The 13,155-nt window shown below is 62.3% G+C and carries 11 protein-coding genes; 3 read left to right on the forward strand and 8 right to left on the reverse strand.

The window, feature by feature from the left end; genetic code table 11:
* Position 1 precedes the first annotated feature (1 nt).
* The 4 genes from AC1Q5O_RS04865 to AC1Q5O_RS04880 form a co-directional block, all read right to left on the reverse strand.
* Positions 2–832 (reverse strand): ABC transporter permease, encoded by an 831-nt coding sequence (locus AC1Q5O_RS04865; RefSeq protein WP_492562009.1) that lies wholly within the window; start codon positions 830–832, stop codon positions 2–4.
* A gap of 69 nt (positions 833–901) precedes the next feature.
* A complete protein-coding gene (locus AC1Q5O_RS04870) occupies positions 902–2,017 on the reverse strand; it encodes an ABC transporter substrate-binding protein (RefSeq protein WP_223615081.1) in 1,116 nt (371 codons plus the stop codon).
* A 229-nt stretch (positions 2,018–2,246) separates the two neighbouring features.
* A complete protein-coding gene (locus tag AC1Q5O_RS04875; RefSeq protein WP_464660153.1) occupies positions 2,247–3,353 on the reverse strand; it encodes an ABC transporter ATP-binding protein in 1,107 nt (368 codons plus the stop codon).
* Positions 3,354–3,479: 126 nt separating this feature from the next.
* Positions 3,480–4,370: a LysR substrate-binding domain-containing protein gene (locus AC1Q5O_RS04880; protein ID WP_492562010.1), complete on the reverse strand. Its 891-nt coding sequence runs from the start codon at positions 4,368–4,370 to the stop codon at positions 3,480–3,482.
* A gap of 107 nt (positions 4,371–4,477) precedes the next feature.
* Between AC1Q5O_RS04880 and AC1Q5O_RS04885 the strand changes: the two genes are divergently transcribed.
* The 3 genes from AC1Q5O_RS04885 to AC1Q5O_RS04895 all read left to right on the forward strand — a co-directional run bounded on the left by AC1Q5O_RS04885 (position 4,478) and on the right by AC1Q5O_RS04895 (position 8,722).
* Positions 4,478–6,067: a zinc-binding metallopeptidase family protein gene (locus tag AC1Q5O_RS04885; RefSeq protein ID WP_492562011.1), complete on the forward strand. Its 1,590-nt coding sequence runs from the start codon at positions 4,478–4,480 to the stop codon at positions 6,065–6,067.
* A 15-nt stretch (positions 6,068–6,082) separates the two neighbouring features.
* Positions 6,083–7,018 (forward strand): dimethylarginine dimethylaminohydrolase family protein, encoded by a 936-nt coding sequence (locus AC1Q5O_RS04890; RefSeq protein WP_492562012.1) that lies wholly within the window; start codon positions 6,083–6,085, stop codon positions 7,016–7,018.
* Positions 7,019–7,297: 279 nt separating this feature from the next.
* The gene (locus tag AC1Q5O_RS04895) at positions 7,298–8,722 is read left to right on the forward strand and encodes an aldehyde dehydrogenase family protein (RefSeq protein WP_492562013.1); all 1,425 of its coding nucleotides are present in this window, start codon (positions 7,298–7,300) and stop codon (positions 8,720–8,722) included.
* A gap of 30 nt (positions 8,723–8,752) precedes the next feature.
* On the opposite strand, the gene AC1Q5O_RS04900 is transcribed toward AC1Q5O_RS04895, so the two are convergent.
* Genes AC1Q5O_RS04900 through AC1Q5O_RS04915 form a run of 4 tightly spaced genes read right to left on the reverse strand, consistent with a single transcriptional unit; the run spans position 8,753 to position 13,048 of the window.
* Positions 8,753–10,339, reverse strand: coding sequence for a 5-guanidino-2-oxopentanoate decarboxylase (locus tag AC1Q5O_RS04900; RefSeq protein ID WP_492562014.1), 1,587 nt, complete (start codon positions 10,337–10,339; stop codon positions 8,753–8,755).
* The gene (locus AC1Q5O_RS04905; protein WP_492563077.1) at positions 10,336–11,523 is read right to left on the reverse strand and encodes a pyridoxal phosphate-dependent aminotransferase; all 1,188 of its coding nucleotides are present in this window, start codon (positions 11,521–11,523) and stop codon (positions 10,336–10,338) included. Before AC1Q5O_RS04905 ends, AC1Q5O_RS04900 begins: the two co-directional genes overlap by 4 nt.
* Positions 11,523–12,179 (reverse strand): TetR family transcriptional regulator C-terminal domain-containing protein, encoded by a 657-nt coding sequence (locus AC1Q5O_RS04910; RefSeq protein ID WP_492562015.1) that lies wholly within the window; start codon positions 12,177–12,179, stop codon positions 11,523–11,525. The genes AC1Q5O_RS04905 and AC1Q5O_RS04910 overlap by 1 nt, the downstream gene beginning before the upstream one ends.
* A complete protein-coding gene (locus tag AC1Q5O_RS04915) occupies positions 12,176–13,048 on the reverse strand; it encodes a dimethylarginine dimethylaminohydrolase family protein (protein WP_492562016.1) in 873 nt (290 codons plus the stop codon). The genes AC1Q5O_RS04910 and AC1Q5O_RS04915 overlap by 4 nt, the downstream gene beginning before the upstream one ends.
* Positions 13,049–13,155 lie beyond the last annotated feature (107 nt).

A 13,155-nucleotide genomic window follows, 5' to 3' on the forward strand; every position in this document is an offset into this window, starting at 1 on the left:
GTCAGCCCACCAGATGCGCGGGTTTGATGAAGCGGCGCATGAGTGCGAGCAGGATGCCGATGAACAGCACCAGCACGACGCTGATCGCCGCACCGAGCCCCCAGTCGGGGCTCTGGAAGATCCGCAGATACACCAGCTCGGCCACCATGACGCTGCGGCCGCCGCCGAGAATGGCCGGGGTGACGAAGAAGCCGAGGGCGAAGACGAAGACGATCAGCGCCGCGCCGATCAGGCCGCCATAGGTCAGCGGCACGAAGACGCTCCAGAAGATGCGGCTGCGCGATGCGCCCATGCCGCGCGCCGCCAGAAGCACGCGCTCATCAATGGCGCGCATGGCCGAGGCAATGGGAAAGACCGCGAAGGGAATGAGAAAATGCGTCATGCCGACGACGACGCCGAACTCGTTGCGGGCAAGCGCCAGCGGTTCGCTGATGATACCGGCCGCCTGCAGCCAGGTGTTGATCAGGCCGCGATTGGAGAGAAGCGCCAGCCAGCCGAAGGCGCGGGTGAGCACGGAAATCCAGAAGGGTACGAGAATGCAGAATTCCGCCAGCATGCGCTGCACCGGTGTTCCGCGCACCCAGACATAGGCGATGGCATAGGCCATGACCAGCACGGCGGCGGTGACGATCAGGCAGATGCGCAGCGTACGGATGAACACGGACTGGACGAGCGGATCGGTAAGCACGGCGCGATATTGCCCCAGACCCGGTTCGGGCAGGGTGACGCTCCATCTGACGACACCGAGAAACGGCACCACATAGGCAAGCCCGAGAAACAGCAGCAGCGGCGCAAGCAGCAGGATTGTTCGTGATGTCGCCGACTTTCCCATTCAAAATTCCTGTTGCTGTCAAAATGCGGCCGGTGATCTCCCCCGCAAGGGGGGAGATGACCACTTCTGTCAAGCCGAGATGACTTTCGTGTATTCGTCGAAAGCCGAGGCATAGTGTTCGGCATACCATTCCATGTTCAGCGGGATCTGCTTGGCCATGTTGGCCGGATCGACGCAGTTGACCCGCTTCTTGTCGGCTGGAATGAGCGCATCGGTGGCCGGATTGGCCGGGCCCTGTCCGAGCAGTTCGAACATCTGCAGCTGGCGTTCCGGCGTCTGCGCGCTGGCGATGAACTTCATCGCATTATCCTTGCCGCCGGGATTGTTTTTCATCACGGCCAGGGCGCCGGGTGAAATCAGGCCCTGATCCCAGACGAATTTGATATTGCCGCCGGAATCCTTTTCGAGCAGTTGCGCGCGGGTCGACCAGATCAGCGCCATGGAGGCTTCGCCGTCCATGAGCACGGACTGGCTCTCGGCGCCGCCGCCCCAATAGGCCACGACGTTTTCCTTGAAGGCGGCGATCTTGTCATGGGCGCGCTTCAGGTCGAGCGGGTAGAGTTTTTCCGGCGCCACGCCATCGGCCATCAGCGCCGCTTCCCACATCGCCGAGCCCCATTTGTAGAGGGAGCGCTTGCCGGGGAATTTCTTCACATCGAAAAAGTCGGCCATCCCCGTTGGAACGTGATCGCCGAATTTCGACGAGTCATAGGCGATGATGTAGGAGAAGAAATAGGTCGATGCGGCATGATCCCAGCCGAAGCCGGGGCGCATCTTTTTCCTGTCGACAATGGCGTAGTCGATGGGCTCAAGCATGCCCTGCTTGCCGAGGGTAATGCCGGAGAACGGATCGATGTCCATCAGGTCCCAGCTGGGCTTGCCGCTCTTGAACTGGGCGGTAATGGCGCCTTCCGTCGGGCCGGAACCGTCCATCTTGACGGCAATGCCGCTCTCCTTGGTGAAGGGCTGGCCATAGGCCTTGTCATAGGCGGTCATGGCATCGCCGCCCCAGTTGACCAGCACGAGGTCTTTCGCCTGTGCCAGTGCCCGGTTCGAGCGCATGAGGGCCGGCGCACCCGCCAGCAGCATCGCGGCCATCTGGGTGAAACGGCGGCGGCTGATTTCGCCGCGTTCCACCTTTTCAGCCAGTATTTCCAGGCAGTCTTTTTGAAATGCGTGATCCATTGTGTTCCCCTAGGATTGTTATTGTCACATTCCGTATGTCCGGCTGTCTTGCCGTATGCATGGTTCTAGTGGAACGAATTTGACATTCGCCCCCGTTTCACATCACGCAAGCCACGCGAATGTCAAATTCAAAGTTCCACTAGAATCATATACTTACTAGTGGTCCTTTGATTCTGACATTTGCCTCAATGGCTTGTATCAACGGGATGCAAATGTCAGAATCGGACCACTAGGTCTGGTGCGGCAGTAAAAACCCCTGTTCTATGGGCCAGGACACCCAGACATCGGCGCGATGCGCAAAGGGCGGCGTTGCAACCGTCGGCATCGACACCGCGATCGATGCACCGGTGCGGGTTTTCAGGTGATAGCGGGTGACGGCGCCGAGATAGGTCGCGTCCTCGACCCGGCAGGCGATGGCATTGTGCCCGGCGTTGTTCGGCGCCGCTGCGATGGTCATATGTTCGGGGCGCACGGCGGCGACGGCTCTTGGCCCGATCTGCGGCTTTGTCCGGGCAAGCACGATGGTCCTGTCCTCGAACTGCCCGGCCGCCCTGTCGCCGTCGAGGCGCAGCGCATCGAGCGGCAGAAGGTTGATCTCGCCGAGAAACTCCGCAACGAAGCGATTGGCCGGCCGTTCATAGACGTCCTGCGGGCGTCCGACCTGCAAAAGCTCGCCATGGTTGAAAATTGCCACGCGGGAGGACAGGGCGAGGGCCTCCGACTGGTCATGCGTGACGAAGACGAACGTCGTGCCGGTTTCCTGATGCAGCCGTTTGACTTCCTCCTGCATCATCTCGCGCAGATTCTTGTCGAGAGCGGAGAATGGCTCGTCCAGCAGCAGCACCGCGGGTTCGAAAGCCAGCGCCCGCGCAAGAGCAACACGCTGCTGCTGGCCGCCGGAGAGTTTTGTCGGCAGCTTTTTCTCGTGCCCGATGAGGCCGACCCGCTCGACCATCTCGCCGACGCGGCGCTTGATATCGGCGGCGGAGCGACCGCGCACCTTGAGCGGGAAGGCGATATTCTGTTCAACCGTCAGGTGCGGGAACAGGGCATAACCCTGGAACACCATGCCGTAGGAGCGGTCTTCGGCCGGCACATCGGTGATATCCCGGCCATCCATCATCAGGCGGCCTTCGCTCGGCGCGGTAAAGCCGGCGAGAATCATCAGGAACGTGGTCTTGCCCGACCCGGAAGGACCGAGAAGGGTGAGAAACTCGCCGCGTCCGATGTCGAGCGACAAATCCTTCAGCGCACGGAATGCACCGAACGTCTTGCCAATGGAAACAGCCTTGATCTCGGCGGCTTTCGCATCGCCCAGTTGCATGCGTTGAGGCATTGATTGACCTCTTTCCCCTTCTTTTCGGGAAAGCCTAGGCACAATCTCCGGTGACGACAATTGAAATATATTGCCGCGATACGTGAATGAAATTCACGCCAGCATGAGCAGATGTTATTCCTGGCTTCATGCGTTGCGCGTTTGCGACAGACGCGATTTCAGCCATTCCGTGAATGCCAGCTGGGCCGGATGCTCGATCTTGGCGAAATCCGTGACGAGAAAATACGACTTCGGCGACTTGATGCTGAGGTCGAACGGACGGATGAGTTGACCTGCCTTCATGGCTTTGCGGCAGGTGAGCTCGTCGCCCATGGCGACGCCCTGCGCCGTGATGGCGGCGGAATAGACAAGGTTCATGTCGGAAAAGATGATGCCGCGCTCCGAATCCGGGTTCTCGACATTGGCCAGCGCCATCCAGCGGGTCCAGTCCTCGAAATCGCCCAGATGCAACAGCGGCGCGCGCAACAGGTCTCTTGGCTCGGCGATGCCGCCGATCTTGTTGAGCAGCACCGGGCTGCATAGCGGCGTGAATTCCACCTCGCACAGCAGTTCCACCGCGCGGTTCGGCCAGTTGCCGTCGCCGAAGGCTATAAAAATATCGACAGTGGAATCAGTCACGTCGTCGAGCTTGCGCGGCGTGACGATGCGCAGCGCGACATCGGGATATTTCTCCTGAAACTCGGCGATATGGGTGCACAGCCACAGCGACGCGAAGCCTGCCGTCGAACTCACGCACAATGATCCGCCGACACCCGCCGGGCTCTGCCTGCCGGCGGCATCGTCGATGACGATCAGCGCCTTGCGCACGTCATTGGCATATTTGCGGCCGCGCGGCGTGAGCGCAACGCCCTTGCCGTCGCGCTGCAAGAGTTCGAAGCCGAGATCGCGCTCCAAAAGGCGCAGTTGATGGCTGACCGCACTGCGGGTGAGATGCAGCTCTTCCGCCGCACGCCAGACGCTGCCGTGCCTGGCAAAACTCTCGAGCGACCGCAGGGCCTGGGTGGAAGGAATGCGCATGAATGGAATTCCGGTTGATGAGGTGAATAGAATTTGCACGTTTTGAAAAAACATATCACTTTTTGTCCCGCCTTCCAGATGATTATCTCGCCGCAACGGGGAGATGGATGGTGATCACGGCAGCAGGAAGCACAGCGCTGGATTTTGTCGACGCGCATCAGGCCGACCTGTCGGCATGGACGCGCACCATTTTCGATTTCGGCGAAACCGCCTGGCGCGAATATCAATCGGCGGAGTGGTATGTGGCGCTGTTGCGCGGCGAGGGGTTCGACGTCGAGGTCGGCTCGGGCGGCATGCCCACGGCATTCTGCGCGCACTGGAGCAACAGGGCGGGAATGACAGGCAAATCCCCTGTCATCGGCATGTATGCGGAATATGATGCGGTTCCCGGCAACTGCCAGGACGCGGCAACGGTCAAACGGCCAAGACCCGGCCTGAACGAGCATGCGGGCGGGCACACCGACCCGCATTCGGGGCTCGGCATTTCCAGCCTTGGCGGGCTGCTGGCAACAAAAGCCGCCATGCAGAAGCACGGCATTGCGGGCACGCTGCGCTTCACCGGCGAACCCGCCGAAAAGGTGCGGGGCTCGAAACCCATCCATGCCGCCAAGGGCTATTATGACGGGCTGGACGGGATGATCTCGTTTCATCCGTTCTACATGCTGCCGCTGTGCAATACGGTACGCTGGGAGACCCATTGCGGTGCCGCCTATTCCATGATCTACCGCTTTGTCTGCGACCAGCCGGAGGGTTGGGGGCTCAGTGACGGCGCGCCGATCCCGCAATCCCATTCGGCGGTGCGCGCACCCGGCGCCAACGATGCGCTGATGATGATGTACATGGCCTCGAAGGCGCTGCGCGATTCCATGCTGCCGCATCAGGGCGGCTGGTCGATCAGCGAGGCGATCCTGACGGCGGGGCAGGCGACCGCCGACAATCTTCCCGCCGGGCTTGCCGAAATCCAGTACATGATGCGCGTGCCTGACATTGCCATGGCCGAGCGCGTCACCGCCGTGCTCGACCGCAACGCCGAGCACGCTGCCGCCATGACAGGCTGCCGGGTGGAGCGGCACTGGGTGTGCAAATCGCGGCCCGGCCTTGCCAACCATGCCATGGCCGAAGTGACCTGGGATGCCCTGCAGGCTGTCGGCGCACCGCGCTGGAACGAGGCGGCAAAGGCGGTTGCGCGGGAGATTCAGGTGAATGCCGGGATCGATGCGATGCAGGACCCGTTTCTCGATGAATGCGAGGCATTGATCGCGCCTGTAGAGGCCGAAGCGATCCTGCGCCGCGACCTGCCGCCGTCGCAGATCAATTCCACCTCCGACGACTATACCGACATGACATGGCATGCGCCGACCGTACGGTTCTACGTGGCGCGTCCCGCCCTGAAGGCACCGAAAGGCTTTGCCTATCCGGGCTGGGTGATGAATGCGCTCGGCGGTATTCCTGCAACGATCGATCCGATGGTGCTGACCGCCGCCAGGACGGTGGCGCTGACGGCCCTGCGCCTGCTTGAGGATGGCGGGGCGAGGGACAAGGCAAAGGATGAATTCATTCAACGCACCGGCGGCGGCATTGGCGGCTCCAACTGGATCGCACCGCTGTGCGACTACGAACCGCCGATTCATTTCCGCTGGCCGGAATATGTGACCACTGCACGCGGGCGGGAGTGGTGGATACCCACGCGCCCCTGACGAGGAGACGGACCAATGACACGCCATGAACAGGGTTTTGACGGCGATGCTTTCACGCTGAAGCGCCGCAATCCGAACGGTGGCACCGCGCCGCTGAAAGGCTGGGGTTTTCGCAACGAAACCGACCCGCTGACCGAAGTCCTTTTGGGCTCGCCCGCCTTCCTGCGTCACATGGCGACAAGCTCGCTGTCGCGCAAGCATCTGCGCGAGGCGCCGTGCAACATTCAGACCGCACAGGCCCAGCACAAGGAACTGGTCGCCGCCTATGAGCATTTCGGTGTGAAGATCCACTGGCATGAGCCGGAACCGGAACTGCCGATGCAGGTCTATTCCCGCGATTCCAGCGTCATGACGCCCTATGGCGCCATCATCACAGCCATGTCCAACTGGTGGCGGCGCGGCGAAAACTATGCCGCGATCCGCACCTATGAAAAGCTTGGCATTCCGATCTACGACATGGTGACCGCCGGCACCTTCGAGGGCGGTGATTTCAACGTGATCGAGGAGGGCTGCGTCCTCATAGGCTGCGGCGGCGCCCGCACGCAGGAAGAGGGCGCGCGACAGGTGGAGGAATGGTTCCGCCGGGAGGGCTGGGAGACGCGCCTTGCCTTCATCGACGAGTATTACGTGCATATCGACCTGATGGTGGTGCCGATTGCGCCGAAACTGACCGCCGTGTGCCTCGCCTGCACCGAGCCGGGCATTGTCGACTGGCTGAAGGCCAAGGGCCACGAGATCATCGACGTGCCGTTTGAGGATACGATGAATCTCGGCTGCAACTTCATGGCGCTGGGCAAGGACCGGATCATCGCGCCGTCGTCGAGCAGGACGCTGATCGACAAGCTGCGCGCACGCGGATTCGAGGTGGCTGCGGTGGATATGAGCGAGATTTCCAAAACCGGCGGCGGCATTCACTGCATGGCGCAGGCGCTGGTGCGCTCGGCGGGGTGAGAGTGGATTCAACCCCCCTCTGTCCTGCCGGACATCTCCCCCACAAGGGGGGAGATCTCATTGACATCAATGATTCCGTATCATTTTCAACGTTGAAGGTTGGTTGAAACAATTGTGAAAGCTGATCTCCCCCCTTGTGGGGGAGATGGGCGGCAGCCCAGAGGGGGGTGATACCGATAACCGGCCACCACATAAACTTTCCGTCGCTTTTGCGTCTGGTATCCGGATGAAAAGCCCCATACCATTTCCGGGACAAACGGCATTCATAAGGAGGCGACGATGCTCATCAAGCGGGATTTCTACATCAATGGCGCATGGGTGCCGCCTCTCAAGGCCAACGATCTAGAAGTGATCAACCCGGCGACGGAAAAGCCGGTCGCCGTCATCTCCATGGGCACGGCCGCCGATATCGACCGCGCCGTGGCTGCGGCGAAGGCGGCCTTCCAGACCTACAGCCGGACGTCGGTGGAAGAACGGCTGGCGCTTCTGGAAAAGCTGCTCGCGATCTACAAGCGCCGCTACGACGAGATGGCACGGACCATCACACTGGAACTCGGCGCGCCGATCACCATGAGCACCCAGCAGCAGGCGGATGTTGGCGTCGGCCATCTCCAGGGTTTTATCGACGCGCTGAAAGCCCTGCACATGCGCGAGGAACTGCCGAACGGCGATCTGCTGGTGCGTGAGCCCATCGGTGTGTGTGGGCTGATCACGCCGTGGAACTGGCCGATCAACCAGATCGCGCTGAAGGTCGTCCCGGTTCTGGCCACCGGCAGCACCTGCGTGCTGAAGCCGAGCGAGTTCACGCCGCTCAATGCGCTGCTTTACGCGGAGATGGTGGATGAAGCGGGCTTTCCCGCCGGCGTGTTCAACCTCGTCAATGGTGATGGAGCGACGGTGGGCGCGGCCCTGTCCAAGCACAAGGACGTCGACATGATGTCGTTCACCGGCTCGACCCGCGCCGGTATCGCCGTCAGCAAGGACGCGGCCGAAACGGTCAAGCGCGTCACGCTGGAACTCGGCGGCAAGTCACCCAACATCGTGTTCGAGGATGCCGATCTGGAAGATCGCGTGGCGGGCAGCGTGCTCGAATGTTTCAACAACAGCGGCCAGTCCTGCGATGCACCGACGCGCATGCTGGTGCAGCGCTCGGTCTATGACAAGGCAGTGAAAATCGCCGAAGCCACCGGCAGGCAGGCACAGGTGGGTGATCCGCAGGAGGAGGGCGATCATATCGGCCCGCTCGTCAGCCATATCCAGTATGGCCGGGTGCAGAACCTGATCGAAGCGGGTATTTCCGAGGGCGCGCGCGTGCTGGTCGGCGGTGCAGGCAAGCCGGAGGGCTATGAGACCGGTTATTTCGTCCGCCCCACCATCTTTGCCGACGTGCGCAACGATATGCGCATTGCGCGGGAAGAAGTATTCGGGCCGGTGCTCGCGCTCATTCCGTTCGACACGGAGGAAGAAGCCATCGCCATCGCCAATGACACGCCCTACGGCCTTGCCGCCTATGTGCAGACGGGAGACGCCAAGCGTGCGGAGCGCGTGGCGTCACGGTTGAAAGCCGGCATGGTGCATATCAATGGCGGCCCGCATCGCTATGGCAGCCCGTTCGGCGGCTACAAGCAGTCAGGCAATGGCCGCGAGGGCGGCAAATTCGGGCTGGAAGACTTTCTCGAGGTCAAGACGATCCATCGGCCGTAACCGGCAGACATGGTTGATGGCGCAAAGCCATCAACCAATCAATGTTTCATCGATTTCAATCAGATATGACTTTCCGCTCGCCTTGGCTTTCAACAGGGCGGCGGGCAGTTCCTCCAATGTTTTCAGCTTCTGCGAAGCCACGCCATAGGCCTCGGCGATTTTCAGGTAATCGGGCGCCGAGGGACGCACGCCCACCGGATTGATGTGGACATCGCGCATGGCGCGCTCGATTTCCTGATAGCCCTGATTGTTCCAGACGACGAAAATAACCGGCACTTTCTCGTCGACCGCAGCGCCGAGTTCCCCCAGCACGAACTGAAACCCGCCATCGCCGACAATGCAGATCGTCGAGGTCTCGGGTTTCCCGAGGGCTGCACCGATGGCAGCGGGCGGGCCGAAGCCGAGCGCGCCGAAGCCTGTCGCCGCATTGAACCAGCCGCTGACGCGGTCATGATCGTAATAGAGATTGCCGGAATAGATGGCCTGCGTGGAATCCCCGACGATGAGTGAGCCCGGCAGCGTGTCGCGAAGGGTGTTGAGGAAGCGCACATGGCTTTGCGTACGCGGACCGATCTCGGTCCATGCGGCATCGCGTGTTGCCAGGGCGCGGTCTTCGCCGGACTTCGTGTTGCGCCGCGCGGGCAAGGTAGCGGCGAGCGCTTCGACGGTTTCCCTGGCCGAAGCCTCGATGGGCATGAAGGCGGGACGCCGGTCGAGCTGTCCGGCATCGATGTCGATGCGCACAAGGCGTTTCAACTCGGGAAAACCGCCATCGCCATACATGTCATAATCGGTCGGTCCCATTTCCGTGCCGATGGCAAGGACAAGGTCGCTTTCCGCAAGAAGGGTGCGCACGGCGGTGAGGCTGGCGCTCGCCGGGATCAGCAGCGGGTGATTGTGCAGGATGCCGCGCGCATTGGTGGTTGCCACCACGGGCGCATCCAGCTTTTCCGCCAGATCCCTGAGTTCCGCCGCAGCGCCCTTGGCGCCGCCGCCGATGAGAATGACCGGACGTTCCGCCGCAAGGCACTGGCGGGTGAGTTCCGCCATGGTTTCGGTCGATGCCTGCGGGATCGGCGCATCGGACAACTGGCGGCTCGCACCATCCAGCGGCTGCGCCATCACGTCGAGCGGTATCTCGATATGCACCGGGCCGGGACGCCGCGAGGCGAACAGCGCAAAGGCGCGGGCGAGCACGATGGGCAATTCGTCCGCTTTTTCAATGCGATGCGAGAACATTGCAACCGTCTGCAACATGGCGCGCTGATTGGGCAGTTCATGCAGGAAACCCATGCCCTTGCCGAGCGACTCCCGCTGGTTGACGCCCGAGATCACCAGCATGGGAATGGAATCGGCGCGCGCCTGACCCATCGCGGTGATCGTGTTGGTGATGCCGGGGCCGGTGATGACGAAGGCGACGCCGGGCTTGCCGGTCGCCCGGGCATAGCCGTCGGCCATGAAGCCCGCGCCCTGCTCGTGGCGCGGCGTGATGTGGCGTATCGTCGATGCGGCAAGGCCGCGATAGAGTTCGATGGTGTGGACGCCGGGAATGCCGAAGACGGTATCGACATCGTAGGATTCAAGCAGATGGACGAGGGCTTCACCGACCGTGGTCATGCGGATTTCCGTTGCTGGAGGCGGGTTGCGAGGCGGACGATCCCGGCGCAGGCGGCATCGATCTTGTCATCGGCGACGCTGAGGCTGAGACGCAGGTAACCGGCGAGGTTGTCGCCGAAGGATTCGCCGGGCATGACGGCCACGTGTTCCTCTTCGAGAAGGCGCATGGCGAAATCATTGCCGCTCAATCCGGTGGCGCGGATGTCGGCGAGAATGAACATGCCCGCCTGCGGCACGTCGGCGCCGATGCCGGCAATGCCGTCGAGCCGCTTGGAAATCAGCTGGGCGCGGCGGAAATAGCTCTCGCGCATCGTGGCAGCGGCAGCCGATGGCTGGCCGAGGGCATAGGCGGTCATGTCGGCGATGAAGGGCTGGACGCCGAACAGCATGGATTCGGACAGCGGCAGCAGTTTCTGCGTGAACTCCGCCGGACCGACGCACCAGCCGCTGCGGAAACCCGGCGCGGCATGGGATTTGGAAATGGAGGCAACCGCAATCGTCCGGTCGGCGAGTTCCGGCCGGTCGAGCGGCGAGGCAAAAGTGCCGTCGAAGATCAGCAGTTCGTAGACCTCGTCGGAGACGATCCACAGATTGTGTCTGCGGCAGACTTCACCGATCTCGGCCACTTCCTTGGCGCTCAGCACCGCTCCGGTCGGGTTGTGCGGGGTGTTGAGGAGGAGGACACGGGATTTCGGCGTGATCGCCTTTTCCAGATCGGCGGCCTGCATGCGGAAACCGTTTTCCGGCCGCAGGGGAACGGACACGCGCGTTGCGCCGGTGGCACGGACGACGCCGTCATAAGTGGCATAGAGCGGATCGCCCGTGATGATCTCATCGCCTTCCTCGGCAAGGCCGAGCATGACGAGTGACAGGGCGGTCTGCGTACCGGGAAAGCACAGGATGTGTTCCGGACCGATGGCCCGGCCGGTGCGTGCGGTGTACTTTGCCGAAAGCGCCGCGAGAACGCCGGGTTCGCCGCGGCCGTTGGAATAGCCGGTGCGGCCGGAGCGCATGGCGTGTTCGGCCACATCCAGCATGTCGGTGGGGGTGGGAATATCCGGTTCGCCGATGGTGAGCTCAATGATCTCATGACCGGCGCGCTTCATTTCGCGCGCACGGATATGCACGGCCCATTTATCCGATCCCAGTCCGGCCAGACGGCCGGTCACAGACGCATAGCGCATCATTGGGCGCCTCCTTTAGCTTGTAATGAAATTCCCAGTACGGCTTCAATAGCGGCAACCCCGGTTTCCGCCAATTCCCCATCGTCGAAAATATCGCCGGCAAGACAGCCTTCCAGCCACAATCCGTCGATGATGGCGTTGATGGCGATGGCGTGGCGGCGGGTGTGGTTCGGTTCCGCCGGTTTGCCGGCGGCGCGCAGCGCCTCGCGGATCAGGATTTCCAGCTCGTCGCGAAAGCCGAGATAGCCGTCGCGGTGGGCTGCGGCCATGGCCGGGTCGGCATGCACGAGCGCGATGAAACCCGCCCACAGCGAGAGGTTGTGCGGGTCCATGATCGGTTCGCCGAGATTGGCGGTAACGAACGCCTGCAGGCGCGAACGCGGATCGTCAGCGGCATTCTGCAAGGCATCGCTGGCCTGCACGGTCATGCGGTTCATCACGGCGCGGTAGGCGGCGCCGATCAGGTCGTCCTTGGTAGGGAAATAATAGCGGATCAGCCCGGCGGTTACACCGGCCCGCTGGGCGATTTCGCGCACGGTCGCACCGGCAAGACCGCGCTCGGCCACACATTCAAGCGTCGCGGCGATCAGATCCTCGCGGCGCTTGTCCTCGCCTTCACGGCGAAAGGTTTTGCGTGTGGCCGATTGTGCGTTCATTGCCGGAAAACCGGACGGGTGAGGCAGGTCGGGCCGCCTTCGCAGGCAATGCACAACGCATCCGCCTCGAAGGTCGTGACGGTGCAGCCGGCGGCTTCCATGGCGGCCTTGGTCTTTTCGAAGCCTGCCACGGCGATGACTTCGTAGGGCGCAGTTGGCAAAACGTTGAGGTTGAGGCCGTTGCTGGCGGCAAATTCGTCCTCCGGCGCGGCGATCAGGCGGATGCCGCGCTCCTTCAAAAGCTGGTAGAAGGCGGCGGGCAGCAGCGGCAGGTGCACCAGCGCCAGGTCTTCGGCCAGCGGCGAAATGATCGACATCAGGTGCAGGCAGGCTTCTTCGCCCTGCCACAGCGGCAGGTCGAACCCGAGGACGGTGACGCCAAGCGGCTCGAGGATGGCGGCCATCTGCTCGATACCGGCCTGATTGGTGCGCACGCCGCGGCCGATGGCCAGCGTCTTGCTGTCGACCCAGACGCAGTCGCCGCCCTCGACGGTGCCCGGCGCGACGATGCGGCCGAGCACTGGCACATCCATCCGGCTGTAGGTTTCGTGGTGCAGGTCCGTCTCGTCGAGGCGCAGGGATTTGCCCATGCGCAGGAGAATTGCGCCCCTGTCGGTGACGAGCGAGGGATCGTGCGTGAACACGGAATCCGACAATCCATCATTGCCGTCCCTGATCCAGGTGATGTCGGCGCCCGACTGGGCGACGAGACCGGCAAAGACGCGGTGCTGTTCGGATGCGCGGCGCGGATCGAACTGCGGACCGTAATGCCAGACGTCGCGTTCGGCGCCCGCCATGACGCGGTCAGGCATGCGCATGATGACGCGTTTCAGGGGAAGGGCCATGGACTGGGAACCGAATGCGCTCATGCGACTGCTCTCTCGTAAAAATTGCATCTGGGAGTATTTATACGCTTGCATAATTAGAGCGCAAGTGGTGTGATGCCCTAAATTAGGCAGTTTCGCCTCATGCTGAC

The organism is Phyllobacterium sp. MT110, from assembly GCF_058792715.1.